Annotated in this window: 18 protein-coding genes; 1 reads left to right on the top strand and 17 read right to left on the bottom strand. The window is 61.9% G+C overall.

Annotated features, from left to right (window positions below):
• Positions 1-7: 7 nt before the first annotated feature.
• The 14 genes from odhB to sdhC form a co-directional block, all read right to left on the bottom strand.
• Entirely contained in the window at positions 8-1,273 is a 1,266-nt protein-coding gene (gene odhB, locus FHX03_RS22860) for a 2-oxoglutarate dehydrogenase complex dihydrolipoyllysine-residue succinyltransferase (RefSeq protein ID WP_097624909.1), read from the bottom strand.
• 40 nt (positions 1,274-1,313) lie between these two features.
• On the bottom strand, positions 1,314-1,622 hold the full coding sequence (locus FHX03_RS22855) for a YciI family protein (protein ID WP_097624910.1): 309 nt from the start codon (positions 1,620-1,622) through the stop codon (positions 1,314-1,316).
• A 15-nt stretch (positions 1,623-1,637) separates the two neighbouring features.
• Positions 1,638-4,622 (bottom strand): 2-oxoglutarate dehydrogenase E1 component, encoded by a 2,985-nt coding sequence (locus FHX03_RS22850; protein ID WP_097625140.1) that lies wholly within the window; start codon positions 4,620-4,622, stop codon positions 1,638-1,640.
• 169 nt (positions 4,623-4,791) lie between these two features.
• The gene (gene sucD / locus FHX03_RS22845; RefSeq protein WP_012559209.1) at positions 4,792-5,694 is read right to left on the bottom strand and encodes a succinate--CoA ligase subunit alpha; all 903 of its coding nucleotides are present in this window, start codon (positions 5,692-5,694) and stop codon (positions 4,792-4,794) included.
• A gap of 13 nt (positions 5,695-5,707) precedes the next feature.
• Positions 5,708-6,199 (bottom strand): DUF1579 family protein, encoded by a 492-nt coding sequence (locus FHX03_RS22840; protein ID WP_097624912.1) that lies wholly within the window; start codon positions 6,197-6,199, stop codon positions 5,708-5,710.
• Between the two features lie 8 nt (positions 6,200-6,207).
• Positions 6,208-7,401, bottom strand: coding sequence for an ADP-forming succinate--CoA ligase subunit beta (sucC, locus tag FHX03_RS22835; protein WP_183855572.1), 1,194 nt, complete (start codon positions 7,399-7,401; stop codon positions 6,208-6,210).
• 34 nt (positions 7,402-7,435) lie between these two features.
• The gene (gene mdh, locus FHX03_RS22830; protein WP_003543522.1) at positions 7,436-8,398 is read right to left on the bottom strand and encodes a malate dehydrogenase; all 963 of its coding nucleotides are present in this window, start codon (positions 8,396-8,398) and stop codon (positions 7,436-7,438) included.
• Between the two features lie 176 nt (positions 8,399-8,574).
• Entirely contained in the window at positions 8,575-9,738 is a 1,164-nt protein-coding gene (gene zapE, locus FHX03_RS22825) for a cell division protein ZapE (protein ID WP_183855570.1), read from the bottom strand.
• An 80-nt stretch (positions 9,739-9,818) separates the two neighbouring features.
• Positions 9,819-10,331 (bottom strand): protease inhibitor Inh/omp19 family protein, encoded by a 513-nt coding sequence (locus tag FHX03_RS22820; protein ID WP_012559213.1) that lies wholly within the window; start codon positions 10,329-10,331, stop codon positions 9,819-9,821.
• 136 nt (positions 10,332-10,467) lie between these two features.
• Positions 10,468-11,286, bottom strand: coding sequence for a DNA polymerase beta superfamily protein (locus FHX03_RS22815; protein WP_183855568.1), 819 nt, complete (start codon positions 11,284-11,286; stop codon positions 10,468-10,470).
• A gap of 7 nt (positions 11,287-11,293) precedes the next feature.
• Positions 11,294-12,073 carry a succinate dehydrogenase iron-sulfur subunit gene (locus FHX03_RS22810; RefSeq protein ID WP_049733450.1) on the bottom strand — a complete coding sequence of 260 codons (780 nt, stop codon included), beginning with the start codon at positions 12,071-12,073 and terminating at the stop codon, positions 11,294-11,296.
• Between the two features lie 18 nt (positions 12,074-12,091).
• The gene (gene sdhA / locus FHX03_RS22805) at positions 12,092-13,933 is read right to left on the bottom strand and encodes a succinate dehydrogenase flavoprotein subunit (RefSeq protein ID WP_097624916.1); all 1,842 of its coding nucleotides are present in this window, start codon (positions 13,931-13,933) and stop codon (positions 12,092-12,094) included.
• 7 nt (positions 13,934-13,940) lie between these two features.
• Positions 13,941-14,321, bottom strand: a complete 381-nt coding sequence (gene sdhD / locus FHX03_RS22800; RefSeq protein WP_003567272.1) for a succinate dehydrogenase, hydrophobic membrane anchor protein — start codon at positions 14,319-14,321, stop codon at positions 13,941-13,943.
• A gap of 10 nt (positions 14,322-14,331) precedes the next feature.
• Positions 14,332-14,727, bottom strand: coding sequence for a succinate dehydrogenase, cytochrome b556 subunit (gene sdhC, locus FHX03_RS22795; protein WP_012559217.1), 396 nt, complete (start codon positions 14,725-14,727; stop codon positions 14,332-14,334).
• 312 nt (positions 14,728-15,039) lie between these two features.
• Between sdhC and FHX03_RS22790 the strand changes: the two genes are divergently transcribed.
• Complete coding sequence (locus FHX03_RS22790; protein WP_183855566.1) at positions 15,040-15,564, top strand: hypothetical protein; 525 nt, start codon at positions 15,040-15,042, stop codon at positions 15,562-15,564.
• 102 nt (positions 15,565-15,666) lie between these two features.
• Here FHX03_RS22790 and FHX03_RS22785 read toward each other — a convergent pair whose 3' ends face one another.
• Genes FHX03_RS22785 through FHX03_RS22775 form a run of 3 tightly spaced genes read right to left on the bottom strand, consistent with a single transcriptional unit; the run spans position 15,667 to position 17,057 of the window.
• Positions 15,667-16,332: a class I SAM-dependent methyltransferase gene (locus FHX03_RS22785; RefSeq protein WP_183855659.1), complete on the bottom strand. Its 666-nt coding sequence runs from the start codon at positions 16,330-16,332 to the stop codon at positions 15,667-15,669.
• Positions 16,329-16,760 carry an EVE domain-containing protein gene (locus FHX03_RS22780; protein ID WP_049733437.1) on the bottom strand — a complete coding sequence of 144 codons (432 nt, stop codon included), beginning with the start codon at positions 16,758-16,760 and terminating at the stop codon, positions 16,329-16,331. Before FHX03_RS22780 ends, FHX03_RS22785 begins: the two co-directional genes overlap by 4 nt.
• A gap of 3 nt (positions 16,761-16,763) precedes the next feature.
• Positions 16,764-17,057, bottom strand: coding sequence for a YciI-like protein (locus FHX03_RS22775; protein WP_183855564.1), 294 nt, complete (start codon positions 17,055-17,057; stop codon positions 16,764-16,766).

The raw sequence follows: 17,057 nt of genomic DNA, 5'->3' as shown, positions 1-17,057 counted from the left end.
CGCTCCCTTAGAGATCGAGAACCAGACGTTCCGGATCTTCCAGGCTCTCCTTGACGCGCACGAGGAAGGTGACCGCTTCCTTGCCGTCAACGATGCGGTGATCGTAGGACAGCGCCAGATACATCATCGGACGGATGACCACCTGGCCGCCGATCGCCACCGGCCGCTCCTGGATCTTGTGCATGCCGAGAATGCCGGACTGCGGCGCGTTGAGGATCGGCGACGACATCAGCGAGCCGTAAACGCCGCCATTGGTAATGGTGAAGGTGCCGCCCTGCATGTCGGCCATCGAGAGCGAGCCGTCACGGGCTGCCTTGGCAAGACGGCCGAGTTCCTTCTCGACTTCGGCGATCGACATCTGGTCGGCATCGCGGATGACGGGAACGACGAGACCCTTGTCGGTGCCGACGGCCATGCCGACATGGCAGTAGTTCTTGTAGATGACGTCGGTGCCGTCGATCTCGGCATTAACCGCCGGCAGTTCCTTCAGCGCATGCGTGACGGCCTTGGTGAAGAAGCCCATGAAGCCGAGCTTGACCCCGTGCTTCTTCTCGAAAATGTCCTTGTACTTGTTGCGCAGATCCATGACCGCCTTCATGTCCACCTCGTTATAGGTGGTGAGCATGGCGGCGGTGTTCTGCGCGTCCTTCAGGCGCTTGGCGATCGTCTGGCGCAGGCGCGTCATCTTCACGCGCTCTTCACGCGAGGCATCCTCGACCGTCGACGGGCCGCGTGCAGCGGCAGGAGCGGCGGCGGGTGCTGCAGCCGGAGCGGAAATGCCCTTGGCGACGGCAGCGATAACATCACCCTTCAGCACCTGGCCGCGCTTGCCGCTGCCGTCGACCTGATCGGCCGAAAGGTTGCTTTCGGCAAGCATCTTCGAAGCCGCCGGTGCCGGCGGCATGGTGGAGACGGAGGCGCTCGACGCCGATGCGGCAGCAGCGGCAACCGGCGCCGGCTGAGCGGGAGCAGCAGCGGCCGGCTGGGCAGGCGCGGCGGCCGGTGCAGCAGCAGCCGGTGCGGCCGCAGCGACCGCACCTTCGGCGATCTGGCCGAGCAGTGCGCCGAGGCCGACGGTCTCGCCGGCGGCGACAACGATTTCCGAAAGCGTGCCGGAAGCGGGTGCCGGAACTTCGATGGTCACCTTGTCGGTTTCAAGCTCGAGAATCGGCTCGTCGGCCTTGATGGCGTCGCCGACCTTCTTGAACCAGGTGCCGACGGTTGCCTCGCTGACGGATTCACCGAGAGTTGGAACGCGGATTTCTGTGGCCATTGTTCAGATCCTGATTTCGTGTGTGTTCGTTTTAAGCGTTTCAGACGGCGGGCGGCCGCAAGATGATCGAGGGCATCGGCAGGATATCGAAACGGAAACCGAAACCGGAAGCAATGACCGGGTCGCCGTCGGCAAGAGCCTGCGCCGCCGCCTGATCCTCGACTTCGACGATTGCCATGCCGAAGGCGCCTTCACCCTCGAAGACGGGGCCGACGACGATCGCCGATCCCGCAAGCGCGTGCCGGTGCCAGTATTCGACATGGCGCTTCATCGCCGCGATTTCCTCTCCGGTCCCGTCATGCGGGAAAGTGGGGCGCGGCGGCAGCAGTCTCAGAAAGAAATAAGCCATTTGCGCCCCCTTGTATTAGCCGCCCAATGCATCCTCGAGGAATGCGGCGAGCTGCGACAGATGCTTGGACATCAGGCCTGTCGCCGGCGAGGCGGCGGCCGGACGGCCGGTGTAGCGGACGCGCTGGTACTTTGCGTCGATGTGGGCGAGCACCCATTCGAGGAAGGGATCGATGAACGACCATGCGCCCATGTTCTTCGGCTCTTCCTGGCACCAGACCATCTCCGCATTGCGGAAGCGCGACAGCTCGTTGATCAGCGCCTTTGCCGGGAACGGATAGAGCTGCTCGACACGCAGGAGATAGATGTCGTCGATGCCGCGCTTTTCACGCTCTTCGAGAAGGTCGTAATAGACCTTGCCGGAGCACATGACGACACGGCGGATCTTGTTGTCCTTCTGCAGCTTGATCGGGCCGTCCTTGATCACCTCGGCATCGTCCCAGAGCAAGCGATGGAAGGCGGATTCACCGGCCATTTCGGCAAGCGTCGAGACCGCCCGCTTGTGGCGCAGCAGCGACTTCGGCGTCATCAGGATCAGCGGCTTGCGGAAGTCGCGCTTCAGCTGGCGGCGCAGGATGTGGAAGTAGTTCGCCGGCGTCGTGACGTTGGCGACCTGCATGTTGTCCTCAGCGCAAAGCTGCAGGAAACGCTCGAGGCGGGCCGAAGAGTGTTCCGGACCCTGGCCCTCATAGCCATGCGGCAGCAGGCAGACGAGGCCCGACATGCGCAGCCACTTGCGCTCGCCCGACGAGATGAACTGGTCGAAGACGACCTGCGCGCCGTTGGCGAAATCGCCGAACTGCGCTTCCCAGAGCGTCAGCGCATTCGGGCGGGCCAGCGAATAGCCATATTCGAAACCGAGCACGGCCTCTTCCGAAAGCATCGAATTGATGACTTCGTAGCGACCCTGCGTCGGCGAAAGATTGGCGAGCGGAATGTAGCGTTCCTCGGTTTCCTGATCGTAGAGAACCGAGTGGCGCTGCGAGAAGGTGCCGCGTTCGCAATCCTGGCCGGACAGGCGGATCTTGCTGCCTTCGACGCAGAGCGCGCCGAAGGAGAGCGCTTCGGCCATCGCCCAGTCGATGCCCTCGCCGGTGGCGATCATATTGGCGCGGTTTTCCATGAAGCGCTGGATCGTGCGGTGCGCATTGAAGCCCGCCGGGATCTCGGACAGCTTGCGGCCGATTTCCTTCAGCGTCTTCATCGGCACGGCGGTCTTGCCGCGGCGCTGCTCGTCGGCATTGTCAGCGGCGCGCAGGCCCGACCACTCACCATCAAGCCAGTCGGCCTTATTGGGCTTATAGTGCTGGCCGGCCTCGAACTCCTGTTCGAGATGAGCGCGCCAGTCGGCCTTCATCTTCTCGACTTCGCCTTCGGTCAGCAGGCCCTCGGCGACGAGGCGCGCCGCATAGAGCTGCAGCACGGTCTTGTGGCCGCGGATCACCTTGTACATCTTCGGCTGCGTGAAAGACGGCTCATCGCCTTCATTGTGGCCGTAGCGGCGGTAGCAGAACAGGTCGACCACGACGGGCTTATGGAACTTCATGCGGAATTCGGTCGCGACCTTGGCCGCATAGACCACCGCTTCCGGATCGTCGCCGTTGACGTGGAAGATCGGCGCCTCGATCATCTTGGCGACGTCGGACGGATAGGGCGACGAACGCGAGAAGGCCGGGTTCGTGGTGAAGCCTATCTGGTTGTTGATGATGACGTGCATGGTGCCGGCGACGCGGTGGCCGCGCAGGCCGGACAGGCCGAGGATTTCGGCAATGACACCCTGGCCGGCAAAAGCTGCGTCGCCATGGATCAGCAGCGGCAGAACCTTGGCGCGTTCGGAAAGCGGGATGATGTCGCCGTCCCAGACGGTAGCGCTCATATCCTGCTTGGCGCGAACCTTGCCCATGACGACCGGATCGACGATTTCCAGATGCGAGGGGTTTGCCGTCAGCGAGACATGCACCTTGTTGCCGTCGAATTCGCGGTCGGAAGAGGCGCCGAGATGGTACTTGACGTCGCCCGAACCTTCGACTTCGTCGGGTGCGTAGGAGCCGCCCTTGAACTCGTGGAAGATCGCCCGGTGCGGCTTGCCCATGACCTGGGACAACACGTTGAGGCGGCCGCGATGGGCCATGCCGAACACGGCTTCCTTGAGGCCGAGGTGGCCGCCGCGCTTGAGGATCTGCTCCAAAGCCGGGATCAGCGACTCGCCGCCGTCGAGGCCGAAGCGCTTGGTACCCTTGAACTTGACGTCGAGGAACTGTTCGTAGCCTTCAGCTTCGACCAGCTTGGCGAGGATCGCCTTCTTGCCTTCGGCCGAGAAGGCAACACCCTTGTCCGGGCCTTCGATGCGCTCCTGGATCCAGGCCTTCTCTTCCGGATTGGAGATGTGCATGAATTCGACGCCGAGCGTCGAGCAATAGGTGCGCTCGAGGATATCGATCATCTCGCGGATGGTCGCGTATTCCAGGCCGAGCACGTTGTCGATGAAGATCCTGCGGTCGTAATCGGCTGAGGTGAAGCCGTAATTCTCCGGCGACAGCTCGCGATAGTCGTCGACCGAAGCGGCGATGCCGAGAGGGTCGAGCTTGGCATGCAGGTGGCCGCGCATGCGGTAAGCGCGGATCATCATGATGGCGCGGACGGAATCGCGCGTCGCCTGCAGAACGTCGGCGCCGTCGGCGGGCTTGCCCTGCGCTTCGGCCTTGGCCTTCACCTTGGTTTCGATGACCTTCTCGACGATGCCCCAATCGCCATCGAGAGCCGACACCAGGTCGCCGCCAGCCTGAAGCGGCCAGTTCTTCTTGCGCCAGGAAGCGCCCTTGGCCGCCCTCTTCACATCGCTGGGATCTTCCTCCAGCGCCTTGAAGAAGGTGCGCCACTGATCGTCGACCGATGCCGGGTCCTCTTCGTACCGCGCATGAAGCTGCTCGATATAGGCAGCGTTGGCGCCATCCAGAAACGAGGTGATCTGAAACTGCTCGTTGGCTTCTTGCCGTGCCATGGTGATATGCGGACGCTTCCGTCCGCCTCCTGACTTTGATGAATTTGCCGGCTCGATCGCCGGCTGCCGCATTCCGATCGCCGCCTGTCCGCGGCGCATCTGCATGTCTCGTGCCGTCAAGACCGGGCGGAAGCGCAGATGCCGTCCTCCGCCCGGGTATTAAGTTGGTTTAGCCCTTGAGGACTTCAACCAGCGTCTTGCCGAGGCGGGCCGGAGACGGCGACACCTTGATGCCTGCCGATTCCATCGCCGCGATCTTCGATTCCGCGTCGCCCTTGCCGCCGGAGACCACAGCACCGGCATGGCCCATGGTGCGGCCCTTCGGTGCGGTGCGGCCGGCGATGAAGCCGGCCATCGGCTTCTTGCGGCCCTTCTTGGCCTCGTCCTTGAGGAACTGCGCGGCGTCTTCTTCTGCGGAGCCGCCGATTTCGCCGATCATGATGATGGAGGTCGTGGCTTCGTCGGCCAGGAACATTTCCAGCACGTCGATAAACTCGGTGCCCTTGACCGGGTCGCCGCCGATGCCGACGGCCGTCGTCTGGCCGAGGCCTTCGTTGGAGGTCTGGAAGACGGCTTCATAGGTCAGCGTGCCCGAGCGGGACACGATGCCGACCGAACCCTTGCGGAAGATCGAGCCCGGCATGATGCCGATTTTGCATTCTTCCGGCGTCAGGATGCCCGGGCAATTGGGGCCGAGCAGCCGCGACTTGGAGCGGTCGAGGCGAGCCTTGACGCGCACCATGTCCATGACCGGGATGCCTTCGGTGATGCAGGTGATGAACGGGATCTCGGCATCGATAGCCTCGATGATCGCGTCGGCGGCACCGGCCGGCGGAACATAGATGACGGTCGCGTCGGCGCCGGTCTTTTCCTTGCCCTCGGCAACGGTCGCGAAGATCGGCAGGCTTTCGCCCTTTGCGCCGGACCAGGTTTCGCCGCCCTTCTTCGGGTGGATACCGCCGACCATCTGCGTGCCGTAGTAGGCGAGCGCCTGTTCGGTGTGAAACGTGCCGGTCTTGCCGGTCAGACCCTGCACGAGGATCTTGGTGTCTTTATTGACGAGAATAGACATGCGAGGCCTTTGTCTAGGAGAGGTTGGAAGACGTGGGGGACGAACGACGATAGATGCCGCTGACGACCTCCTGCCAAGTATCGCTGCCTGCAGGCGAAAAGCTGACGCCCATCCGGTAGCAGTCTTCATTTTCAAATGCGAATACGGTGCGCTGTCTGCCGCGCGGCGAAGTCTTCATCAGCACGAGTTCATTGCCGGGCCACTCTCCGGAAGCCGGCGAAGGCGGCGCAAAACCCGCGGTGTCGAATTGGTAGAGCTTGTAGGCCTGGTCTGAGACATCGAAGCCGAAAACATTTCGGGCCTCGAACGAAACAGCACCATCGCGCGTCTGGCGGTAGCGCTGCTCGATGAAGAATCCACCGAACAGCGTCTCGCCGGAAAGCTCGGCGCTGGCCCTGCCTTCGCTCGTCCACGCCGACGCCGCGACATGCTCTTCCCCTTCCCAGGTGCCGGCGAAGGCATTGAGGCGGAGATGAGCAGCAGATGGCGTCGACTGGAAGGCCATGATCGCTCTCAGCCGTTGATCGCCGCGACGATCTTCTTGGCCGCATCGTCCAAGTCGTCAGCCGCCGTGATCGCCAGACCCGACTCGTTCAGGATCTTCTTGCCGAGCTCGACATTGGTGCCTTCAAGGCGCACGACCAGCGGAACCTTGAGGCCGACTTCCTTGACCGCGGCAATGACGCCCTCGGCGATGACATCGCACTTCATGATGCCGCCGAAGATGTTGACGAGAATGCCTTCGACCTTGGGGTCTGCAGTGATGATCTTGAAAGCCGCAGCAACCTTCTCCTTGCCGGCGCCGCCGCCGACGTCGCAGAAGTTGGCCGGCTCCTTGCCGTAAAGCTTGATGATATCCATCGTCGCCATGGCAAGGCCCGCGCCGTTGACCATGCAGCCGATATTGCCGTCGAGCGCGACATAAGCGAGGTCCCACTTCGAGGCCTCGATTTCCTTGGCGTCTTCTTCGGTTTCGTCGCGCAGCGTCTTGACGTCGTCGTGACGGAAGAGCGCATTGCCGTCGAAGGACATCTTCGCGTCGAGAACCCGCAGATGACCATCCTTCATGACGATCAGCGGATTGACCTCGAGCAGCGCCATGTCTTTCTCGTTGAAGGCCTTGTAGAGCGCCGGGAAGAGCGACTTCGCATCTTCGGCGGCCGCACCGTCGAGCTGCAGAGCCTTGGAAATCGCAGTAACGTCGGCAGCCGTCACGCCAGCTTCCGGATCGATGGCAATCGTCTGGATCTTCTCCGGCGTGTCATGGGCGACAGCCTCGATGTCCATGCCGCCCTCGGTGGAAACCACGAAAGCCACGCGGCCGACCGAACGGTCGACCAGCAGCGAGCAATAGAGCTCGCGAGCGATGTCGGCGCCGTCTTCGATATAGAGGCGGTTGACCTGCTTGCCGGCGTCGCCGGTCTGCGCCGTCACCAGCGTATGCCCGAACATTTCCTTGGCATGGGCAACCACTTCGTCGATCGACTTGGCGAGACGCACGCCACCCTTGGCCTCCGGCGACAGTTCCTTGAACTTGCCCTTGCCGCGGCCGCCGGCGTGGATCTGGCTCTTGACCACGTAAAGCGGGCCGGGAAGCGACTTGGCGGCAGCCTCAGCCTCTTCGACCTTAAGAATAGCCACACCCTCGGCGACTGGCGCGCCATAGCCCTTCAGCAGAGCCTTGGCTTGATATTCATGAATGTTCATGGGTCTATCCCTGTTTGGATTACGTCAGCGCCAATTACTTGAGGGCAGGCGCGATATTGATGCAGGCTTCGCAGAGACCGGCGACGGCGCCGACGGACTTGTCGAAGGCTTCCTTCTCGGTCTTGTTGAGATCGATCTCGATGATGCGCTCGACGCCGCCGGCGCCGATGACGGTGGGAACGCCGACATACATGTCCTTGACGCCGTACTGGCCGCTCAGGTGAGCCGCGCAGGGCAGAACGCGCTTCTTGTCCTTGAGGTAGGATTCGGCCATCTCGATCGCCGAGGCGGCCGGCGCGTAATAGGCCGAGCCGGTCTTCAGCAGGCCGACGATTTCGGCGCCGCCGTCACGGGTGCGCTGGATGATCTCTTCGAGGCGTTCCTTGGTGACCCAGCCCATCGTGACGAGGTCGGTGAGCGGAATGCCGCCGACCGTCGAGTAGCGGGCGAGCGGCACCATCGTGTCGCCGTGGCCGCCGAGCACGAAGGCGGTGACGTCCTGGACGGAGACGTTGAATTCCTTGGCGAGGAACAGACGGAAGCGCGAGGAGTCGAGAACGCCGGCCATGCCGACGACTTTGTTGGCCGGAAGGCCGGAAAACTTCTGCAGCGCCCAGACCATGGCGTCGAGCGGGTTGGTGATGCAGATTACGAAAGCGTTCGGGGCGTATTTTTTGATGCCGGCGCCGACCTGCTCCATGACCTTGAGATTGATGCCGAGAAGATCGTCGCGGCTCATGCCCGGCTTGCGGGCAACGCCGGCGGTGACGATGCAGACGTCAGCGCCTTCGATCGCGGAATAGTCGCTGGCGCCCGTCAGATTGACGTCGAAGCCTTCGACCGGCGAGGACTGAGAGATATCGAGACCCTTACCCTGAGGAATGCCGTCCGCAATGTCGAAGAGGACAATGTCGCCCAGTTCCTTCAGGCCGGCGAGGTGCGCCAGCGTGCCACCAATCATGCCAGAACCAATGAGTGCGATCTTGTTACGCGCCATTTCGCTGTTTCCTTTGCCATCAAATTCGGTGAACGACGCGTCAAGGCACCGCCCAATGACGCAATCGCATAGACCGAAAGCCCAAAAATGGCAATCCATTAATTTTGATGCAGCAATTTCAATCGTTTAGATACAAAAATTCTTACGTAAACGTAAGATATTATGTCACCAAATTGTTATTCGGCGGCGCGCTTCTCGTGGTGCAGCGCAAGATATTCGGCACTGCGCATCTCAAATAGCCGTGATGCCGTGCGGTCGAATTCAAACCCCTCCGTGCCCCGACGGTGCAGCAATAGTTCCTCCGGCATGGCCGCCGCGGAAATGTAGAGCCGCACGGCATGGTCGTAGAACGTATCGACCATAATGATGAAGCGTTTGATCTGGTTCCGTTTTTCCGGCCCCAGCAAGGGAACGTGATCGAGGAAGACCGTGTCGAAGCGCTCGGCGATCGCCAGAAAGTCGACCGCCCCGAGCGGCCTGTCGCACAGATCGATGAAGGAAAACCGCGCCATGCGCTCGGCGGCGAGCGGCACGTGGATGTGGCGCCCCTTCATCGGAATATCCAGCGGCTGCGCCTTGCGCCCGTGCAGCGCCTGCGTCCAGGACGCATCCATCGCCATGTCGTTATGATCGTTGATCGGCACCAGATAGACCGGCTGGCTGCTCAGCTTCTCCATCCGGTAATCGGTCGGCGAATCCAGGGTGACGACGTCGACGTGCTGCTTGAGAAGGGCGACGAAGGGCAGGAAGAGGCCGCGGTTGAGGCCATCCGGGTACAGATTGTCGGGCTCGACATTCGAGGTCGCGACCAGCACGCATCCGCGCGCGAAAAGCTCGGAGAACAGCCGCGACAGGATCATCGCATCGGCGATATCGGTGACCGTGAATTCGTCGAAGCAGAGCAGCTCCGCTTCCTCGTAGAGGGCGGCGGCAACCGGCGGCATCGGGTCGGCCTGCTTCGTCTCGCCGTTCTTGAGCTTCAGCCGGTGCGTTGCGATGCGGTTATGCACATCTGCCATGAATTCGTGGAAATGCGCCCGCCGCTTCTTTTTGCAGAGCGCCATCGAGAAGAACATGTCCATCAGCATGGTCTTGCCGCGTCCGACGCTGCCGTGGATATACAGTCCCTTGATGCCGGCGGCGGATTTCTTCTTGGCGGCAAACAGCCAGCCAAGCGCGCTCGATTTTGCCGCTGGCCGTTGCTGCTTCAGCCCGGCAAGCACCCGATCCAGGCTTTTGGCCACATCCATCTGGGCGGCATCGACCTGCAGCGCACCGGAAAGTGTCAGCGATTTAAGCTGTTCGCAGACGCTGAGCGCATAATCTGGCATTGGCTGCATGAGGGCATATCCGCCTGTCAGTCATCGGCGGGGCCGCCGGATCGTTACCGCGCCGGTATTTGTTACCGCGCCGGTATTTGTTACCGGCTGAGGCTGATCTGCTGGCCCGTGCTGGTCTGGCCCTCGAAGCGGTTGTCGGCCGTCTTGTAGACGCTGCCGAGCTGGTTGCCCGAACGGTCCTTGAGCAGCACCTGCTTGCCGGCAACCTCCCAGGAGCCCATCGCCGTCAGCTCGCCGACACAGCCGCGCGTGCCGCCGCGCGAACCACTGCCGAGATTGGTGAGCGTCAGGAACATGTCGCAGCTGCCATTGACACGCCAGCTTCCGACCATCGATTCCTTGGTGACATCGAGCGCATTCGCAGCCATTGCGCCGGACTGCGCGCCCGGCATCGGTGCCGTCGATGCCGGCGCCGCCGGGAATTGCGAATTGTTGACCGGCGGAAGCTGCCCACCCTGAACCGAGGGAACCGGCTGCGCCGTCAACGGCGCCGGCCCGGCATTCGGGCTGGAGTTGTAATCATATGCCGTACGCTGACAACCGGCTAGAGCGAGAGCCACCACCAGACCTGTCATCGCATATCGCAACTGCATCATCATACTCCTGATTTCGGCTAGCGCCGCAGAGAAACGGGCGTGAGACAAGTCCGATTATCGTAACTCGCTTTGGTTAATCAAGTCGGACGGCATAAATTGCCCGTGACAACAACTAACCGAAAAACGATACAGTTCAACTGTCCCGCTGCAAAACTTCCTGCACATAGAATTTGTCAGCAAGGTGTTGCGCGTGCTGATCTCTATCCGGATCCCGGTCGAACTCCCGCAATATCTCGGAATAACGCTCGAACGAGCTCTTCAGAAAGGATTGCACCAGCATCGGCGGCAGCCCCTCCCCCATTTCGCGCGTCTGTTTCTTGACATGCACGAGATCGAGTATCGCCGTTCGAAGGTCAGGAGCGATCGAGATCGCCTCGAGACATTCCAGCATATTCATCGGTGGCAGCACGCGAAACGAACGCTGGCGCATCCATTCGAGCGCGATGGCCGGACGCACGGCATAAAGAAACTTCTTCAGCTTGATCGCCCCCTCGCCCTGGCTCTGAAAATGCTGCCGCATGAGCCCGACATAATGAGCAGCGACCTTTTCCGGCACCATGATGAGATCGAGCAGCGCGGCGAGACGCGAGCGAAAACCCGATTCCTCTTCATAAGCGCTCGGCGATTTCAGCCATTCGACCACCACCGCGTTTCCCTTGAGCGCAAGCAGCAGCGCCTTTCGCAGATCCCAGCCGCCGGTATCGATATCGCCGATGATCGGAAATTCGATGACATCGCGCACGGAAGCAAGGGCGAGGTGGTGCTCGACGGGACGGATATAGACGAAGCGGCAGTCATAATCGCTGTCGGGCGACGGAAATCCCCAGGCGCGGCTGCCGCTTTCGATCGCAAAACCGATACGGATACCCTGCTCGCGCACCGAGGCGAGCCGTGACCTGATCTCTCTGACGGCTTCGGGATCGAAGCCGTCTATTCCGCCATTGGCATGCATACGTTGATCAGACCCGGCGCTCGACCATCATCTTCTTGATTTCGGCGATCGCCTTGGCCGGGTTGAGACCCTTCGGGCAGGTCTGCGCGCAATTCATGATCGTGTGGCAGCGATACAGGCGGAACGGATCCTCGAGGTTGTCGAGACGTTCGCCGGTCGCCTCGTCTCTGGAGTCGATCAGCCAGCGATAGGCCTGCAGCAGAACGGCCGGACCGAGATAGCGGTCGCCGTTCCACCAATAGCTCGGACAGGAGGTCGAGCAGCAGGCGCAGAGGATGCATTCATAAAGACCGTCGAGCTTCTGCCGGTCCTCATGGCTCTGCTTCCATTCCTTGGCGGGCGCCGGCGACACCGTCTTCAGCCAGGGCTCGATCGAACGATGCTGGGCGTAGAAGTTGGTGAGGTCAGGCACCAGATCCTTGACGACAGGCAAATGCGGCAGCGGATAGATCTTCACCGCGCCGGTGATATCGTCGAGGCCCTTGGTGCAGGCAAGCGTGTTCGTACCGTCGATATTCATCGCGCAGGAGCCGCAGATGCCCTCGCGACAGGACCGGCGCAGCGTCAGCGTCGGATCGATCTTGTTCTTGATGTACAGCAGGCCGTCGAGCACCATCGGGCCACAATCGTCGACATCGATGTAGAAGGTATCGATCGACGGGTTCTGCCCGTCATCCGGGCTCCAGCGGTAGACGCGGAATTCGCGGGTGTTCGTCGCACCCGCCGGCTTCGGCCAGACCTTGCCTTCGCGCATCTGAGAATTCTTGGGGAGAGCGAGTTCAACCATATCCGGTTCCTCTTGAGATCAGTACACGCGAGCCTTCGGCTCGATCTTGTACGGATCGATGCCTTCGGCGATCAGCTGGGTGTGAACCGGGCGGTAGTCGAGCTTGACGTCGCCTGCTTCGCCGACCCAGGCGAGCGTGTGCTTGCGCCAATTGACGTCGTCGCGGCCGGCAAATGCACCCTCGGTATAATCCTCGCGGGCATGCGAACCGCGGCTCTCCTTGCGGGCCTCGGCGCCGTAGATCGTCGTGATGGCGTTGGCCATGAGGTTCTGCAGCTCCAGCGTCTCCACAAGATCCGAGTTCCAGATCATCGAGCGGTCGGTAACCTTGATATCACGCATTTCCTGCCAGATCGCCGAGATGCGCCGGCAGCCGGATTCCAGCGATTCCTGGGTGCGGAAGACGGCCGCGTCTTCCTGCATGGCGCGCTGCATTTTCTCGCGCAGTTCCGCCGTTGGCGTGGCGCCGCTGGCGTGGCGCAGCCCGTCGAAACGGTCCATGATCTTGTCGCAGGCTGCGACATTGAGATGTGGGATCGGCGCGGCGCGGTCGATCACCTCGCCGGCGCGGATCGCCGCGGCGCGGCCGAAGACCACGAGGTCGATCAGCGAGTTGGAGCCGAGGCGGTTGGCGCCGTGCACTGAGGCGCAGCCGGCTTCACCGACGGCCATCAGCCCGGGGATGATCCGTTCCGGATTGGCGCCGTCGGCGTTCAGCACCTCGCCCCAATAATTGGTGGGAATGCCGCCCATATTGTAATGAACCGTCGGCAGGACCGGGATCGGCTCGCGGGTGACGTCGACGCCGGCAAAGATCTTGGCGCTCTCGGAGATCCCCGGCAGCCGCTCGTGCAGCACGGCCGGATCGAGATGGTCGAGATGCAGGAAGATGTGGTCCTTGTTCTTGCCGACGCCGCGGCCTTCGCGGATCTCCAGCGTCATGCAGCGCGAAACGACGTCACGCGAGGCAAGGTCCTTGGCCGACGGCGCGTAGCGCTCCATGAAGCGTTCGCCCTCGGAGTTGACCAGATAACCGCCTTCGCCGCGTGCGCCTTCGGTGATCAGACAGCCCGAACCGTAGATGCCGGTCGGGTGGAACTGCACGAATTCCATGTCCTGCAACGGCAGGCCCGCGCGCGCCACCATGCCGCCGCCGTCGCCGGTGCAGGTATGGGCTGAGGTCGCCGAGAAATAGGCGCGGCCGTAGCCGCCGGTCGCCAGCACCACCATCTTGGCAGCGAAGCGATGGATCGTGCCATCATCGAGGCACCAGGCGACAACGCCGGTGCAGCGGCTGCCGTCTTCCGACATGATCAGGTCGAGCGCGAAATACTCGATGAAGAATTCGGCGTTGTGGCGCAGCGACTGGCCGTAGAGCGTGTGCAGGATGGCGTGGCCGGTGCGGTCGGCAACGGCGCAGGTGCGCTGCACCGGCGGGCCTTCGCCGTAATTCTGCATATGGCCGCCAAACGGGCGCTGGTAGATCTTGCCTTCCTCGTTGCGCGAGAACGGCACGCCGTAATGCTCGAGCTCATAGACCGCCTTCGGCGCTTCCATGGTCAGATACTGCATGGCGTCGACGTCGCCGAGCCAGTCGGACCCCTTGACGGTGTCGTAGAGATGCCACTGCCAGCTGTCGGGCGTCATGTTGCGCAGCGAGGCGGCAATCCCGCCCTGCGCCGCGACCGTGTGCGAGCGGGTCGGGAACACCTTGGTGATGCAGGCCGTGCGGAAACCCTGCTCGGCCATCCCCAGCGTGGCGCGCAAGCCGGCGCCGCCGGCGCCGACGACGATCACGTCGTAGGAGTGATCGACATATTTGTAGGCCTTGCCGTTCTGGGCGGGTGAAGTCGGTGCCATATCGAGCTTATCCTACGAATGCGATTTTCAGAATGGCGAAGAGACAGAGGCCGGCGATCAGGATCGCAAAGAAGGTGTTCAGCATCAGAAGAGCGATCTTGCCGAACTCGCCGTGCACGTAATCCTCGATGATCACCTGCATGCCGAGCTTCATGTGGATGACGCCTGAAATCACCATAAGTCCCATGACGACCGCGACGAAGGGGTTCGACAAGGCGCGAACCACATCCGCATACGGCGCGCCGGCATAGGCGATCATGAAGAAGAGGAAGAAAAGGATGAGTGGAACATTGGCGACGGCCGTCAGACGCTGGCGCCAGAAATGGTCCGTGCCGTCCTTGGCGGAGCCGAGCCCGCGAACCTTGCCGAGGGGGGTGCGCATATCCATGAGAGGACCTTTAGAAGCGAATGAGGAAGCCGATCACCCAGACCAGCACGGTCAGACAGAGCGACCCGATGATGTTGGCAATGGCGAGCTTGGTCGAGAATTCCTTCCCGAAGCCGTAGCCGAGATCCCACATGAAGTGGCGGAAGCCGCCGAGCATGTGGTGCAGCAGCGCCCAGGTATAGCCGAGCAGCACGAGCTTGCCGAGAAGGCTGCCGAGCACCCAGTTGGCCCAGTCGTAGGAGCCCTGGCCGCTTGCCGCTGCGATCAGCCACCAGGCGACGAGCAGCGTCCCGACATACAGCGCGCCACCGGTAATGCGGTGGACGATGGACATGACCATGGTGGGAATAGGTTTGTAGATTTGCAAATGCGGCGACAGGGGCCGGTTATTTGTCACGTTCGCCATCAGAACCTCGCGGCGGCTTCTCTGCGCTCCCGGATTTCGGAGCATGCTCAGTCAACCACACGATGACGTATTCTCTGTGTGCGTTGCATCAATTGCGACGTTTAATCACCGGAAACGCCGACGACAAGCACAATCGCTGTCTTGCCTTAATTTAATCGATTGGGGTTACCACGAAATTTGCAGGCTAACGAAACTGGTGTTTCCGGCTCAATAATTGGGCCGTTCTCCCGAGCTGCATGGACAAGCTGCCGCTTTTGGCGCAATCTGGCGTTAACGATTTGTTAACGATCGGAATTCCGGAGGCCGGCGTCCATGTTTCGCAGTCTATGCGCAGTCACCCTGCTTGCACTCGCCGCGCTTGCCGCACTGCCCGCCGCTGCCGGCGAGCGCCGTGTTGATCATCGCTTCACCGACCGTCGCTTTCCCGATCAACGCTTCCTTGCCCATCGCCACGCCCTTCACAACGGATTGTTTCTCGGCGAACGGGCAAGCTGGCGCGATCGCGGCATCCGTTTCGACAACAGCTATGGCCGCCGGCACGGCAGAGAGCGGATGCCGTTCTTGAAGCAGTTTTCGTCGGCGGCAACAGATCGGGTGACCCGCGGCAGCCTCGTCGTCGTCTTGCCTCAGGCACGGGGTGAGGACGGCGGCGATAACTATGCCGGCTCTTCTTATGTCTATCAGGTCGATGGCGGAACCTATGTCGGCGGCGCCGGCTACGGTTTCTATCCCGCGCCGCGGCCCGAGCCGCTGGTCCCGAAGGCAAAGGTCATCGACGTCGCCGTCCAGGACGACCCTTGCACCTACGAGGCCAATGTCTGCGTCATCCGGCCTTAGAACAGGATGATTTTAGGCCCTGTCGGCTTAAAATCTGAATCCCGTTCAAAATCAAATGGTTAGAGCATGATATCGCCCGAAAACCGCTCACACTTTTCGGCATTATGCTCTGGATTCGGCTGAGCTGGGACCGAACCGCCACACCGTCGTCTTCTTGATTTCGCTGTCTTCGAGCGCCCGCGTCACCGGCACCTCGTAAACCGCGCAGAATTCCAGCCGATCCCGAGGCAGGTAGCTGCGGCCGGGATCGCCGACCAGAACCAGCTTGCCCTCCGCCAGCCGCGACAGCCAGGGAATGAGCGCATCGGCAAACGCGCGGTCGTAGAAGACGTCGCCGGCAAGCACGATATCCGCATCGACGGGTTTGCCGATCAGATCGGTGCCGTTAAACCCCAGCGCAACGCCATTGGTCTCGGCATTCAACCGGATCGCGCTCTCCGTCCAGGGATCGATATCGGCGGCCGTTACCTCCAGGGCACCGGCCATCGCAGCCGCAATGCCGACGAGGCCGGAACCGCTGGCGAAATCCAGCACGCGCTTGTCGCGCACCATCTCCGGATGATCGAGGACGTAGCGCGCCAGTCCCTGGCCGCCCGCCCAGGCAAAAGCCCAGAAGGGCGGCGGCAGCCCGATCTCCTCCAGCTCCTCCTCCGTTTTCAGCCAGAGCTCATGCGCTTCGCTGGCCAGATGCAGCGAGATCTCCGGCACATGCGGCGGCGCCATCACGCTGGTATTGGCGCGGATGAAGGCTTCCGGATCGGTCTTCAACGCGGCGGATTGTCCAGCCCGCCCATGCGGCAGACTTCGGCCCATTCGTCATCCGTCACCGGCTGCACGGAAAGCCGCATGGAGGTGACGAGCGACATCTTGGCAAGCTTCTCGCTCGCCTTGACGTCCTTCAGCGTTACCGGCTTCGGCATGTCCATGACGGCGCGAATGTGGACACAATCCCACTTCGGATCGCCCTTGGCGGTGGAATCGGGCTGCGACAGGGCTGAGACTTCGACGATCCCGACAATCTCCAGCCCGTCATTGGAGTGGTAGAAGAAGCCCTTGTCGCCGATCTGCATCGCCCGCATGTTGTTGCGCGCCAGATAGTTGCGAACGCCGGTCCATTCCGTGCCCTTTTCGCCGGCTGCCTTCTGCTGCTCCCAGGACCAGGAGGCAGGTTCTGATTTATAGAGCCAGTGCGCCATGCCTCACGCCTCCGGCTTGTTGAAGACCCAGTTGTAGGCCTTCACCTCGACGCTTTCGAACAAGCCGGCCTTGGCATAAGGGTCGGCATCGGCAAGCGCCCGCGCCGCCTCCTTTGTCTCAGCTTCGACGATAATCAGGCTGCCGCAGGCTTTACCCTCATCATCGAGAAACGGGCCGGCGATCTTCAGCGTGCCCTCGGCGTTCAGCCCGTTCAGATAGTCAAGATGAGGCGGCCGTGTTTCCATGCGCACATTCAGATGGCCCGGCTTGTCCTTGCAGAGAAGGGCGAAAAGCAT

This window comes from Rhizobium sp. BK456, from assembly GCF_014194045.1.
Lineage (GTDB): Bacteria > Pseudomonadota > Alphaproteobacteria > Rhizobiales > Rhizobiaceae > Rhizobium > Rhizobium redzepovicii.
This window is presented reverse-complemented; position numbering and strand designations above follow the sequence as displayed.

Excerpts from the sequence above, each read along its gene's own strand:
- odhB (WP_097624909.1), bottom strand. The coding sequence starts at position 1,273 with ATGGCCACAGAAATCCGCGTTCCAACTCTCGGTGAATCCGTCAGCGAG.
- FHX03_RS22855 (WP_097624910.1), bottom strand. The coding sequence starts at position 1,622 with ATGGCTTATTTCTTTCTGAGACTGCTGCCGCCGCGCCCCACTTTCCCG.
- FHX03_RS22850 (WP_097625140.1), bottom strand. The coding sequence starts at position 4,622 with ATGGCACGGCAAGAAGCCAACGAGCAGTTTCAGATCACCTCGTTTCTG.
- sucD (WP_012559209.1), bottom strand. The coding sequence starts at position 5,694 with ATGTCTATTCTCGTCAATAAAGACACCAAGATCCTCGTGCAGGGTCTG.
- FHX03_RS22840 (WP_097624912.1), bottom strand. The coding sequence starts at position 6,199 with ATGGCCTTCCAGTCGACGCCATCTGCTGCTCATCTCCGCCTCAATGCC.
- sucC (WP_183855572.1), bottom strand. The coding sequence starts at position 7,401 with ATGAACATTCATGAATATCAAGCCAAGGCTCTGCTGAAGGGCTATGGC.
- mdh (WP_003543522.1), bottom strand. The coding sequence starts at position 8,398 with ATGGCGCGTAACAAGATCGCACTCATTGGTTCTGGCATGATTGGTGGC.
- zapE (WP_183855570.1), bottom strand. The coding sequence starts at position 9,738 with ATGCAGCCAATGCCAGATTATGCGCTCAGCGTCTGCGAACAGCTTAAA.
- FHX03_RS22820 (WP_012559213.1), bottom strand. The coding sequence starts at position 10,331 with ATGCAGTTGCGATATGCGATGACAGGTCTGGTGGTGGCTCTCGCTCTA.
- FHX03_RS22815 (WP_183855568.1), bottom strand. The coding sequence starts at position 11,286 with ATGCATGCCAATGGCGGAATAGACGGCTTCGATCCCGAAGCCGTCAGA.
- FHX03_RS22810 (WP_049733450.1), bottom strand. The coding sequence starts at position 12,073 with ATGGTTGAACTCGCTCTCCCCAAGAATTCTCAGATGCGCGAAGGCAAG.
- sdhA (WP_097624916.1), bottom strand. The coding sequence starts at position 13,933 with ATGGCACCGACTTCACCCGCCCAGAACGGCAAGGCCTACAAATATGTC.
- sdhD (WP_003567272.1), bottom strand. The coding sequence starts at position 14,321 with ATGGATATGCGCACCCCCCTCGGCAAGGTTCGCGGGCTCGGCTCCGCC.
- sdhC (WP_012559217.1), bottom strand. The coding sequence starts at position 14,727 with ATGGCGAACGTGACAAATAACCGGCCCCTGTCGCCGCATTTGCAAATC.
- FHX03_RS22790 (WP_183855566.1), top strand. The coding sequence starts at position 15,040 with ATGTTTCGCAGTCTATGCGCAGTCACCCTGCTTGCACTCGCCGCGCTT.
- FHX03_RS22780 (WP_049733437.1), bottom strand. The coding sequence starts at position 16,760 with ATGGCGCACTGGCTCTATAAATCAGAACCTGCCTCCTGGTCCTGGGAG.
- FHX03_RS22775 (WP_183855564.1), bottom strand. The coding sequence starts at position 17,057 with ATGCTTTTCGCCCTTCTCTGCAAGGACAAGCCGGGCCATCTGAATGTG.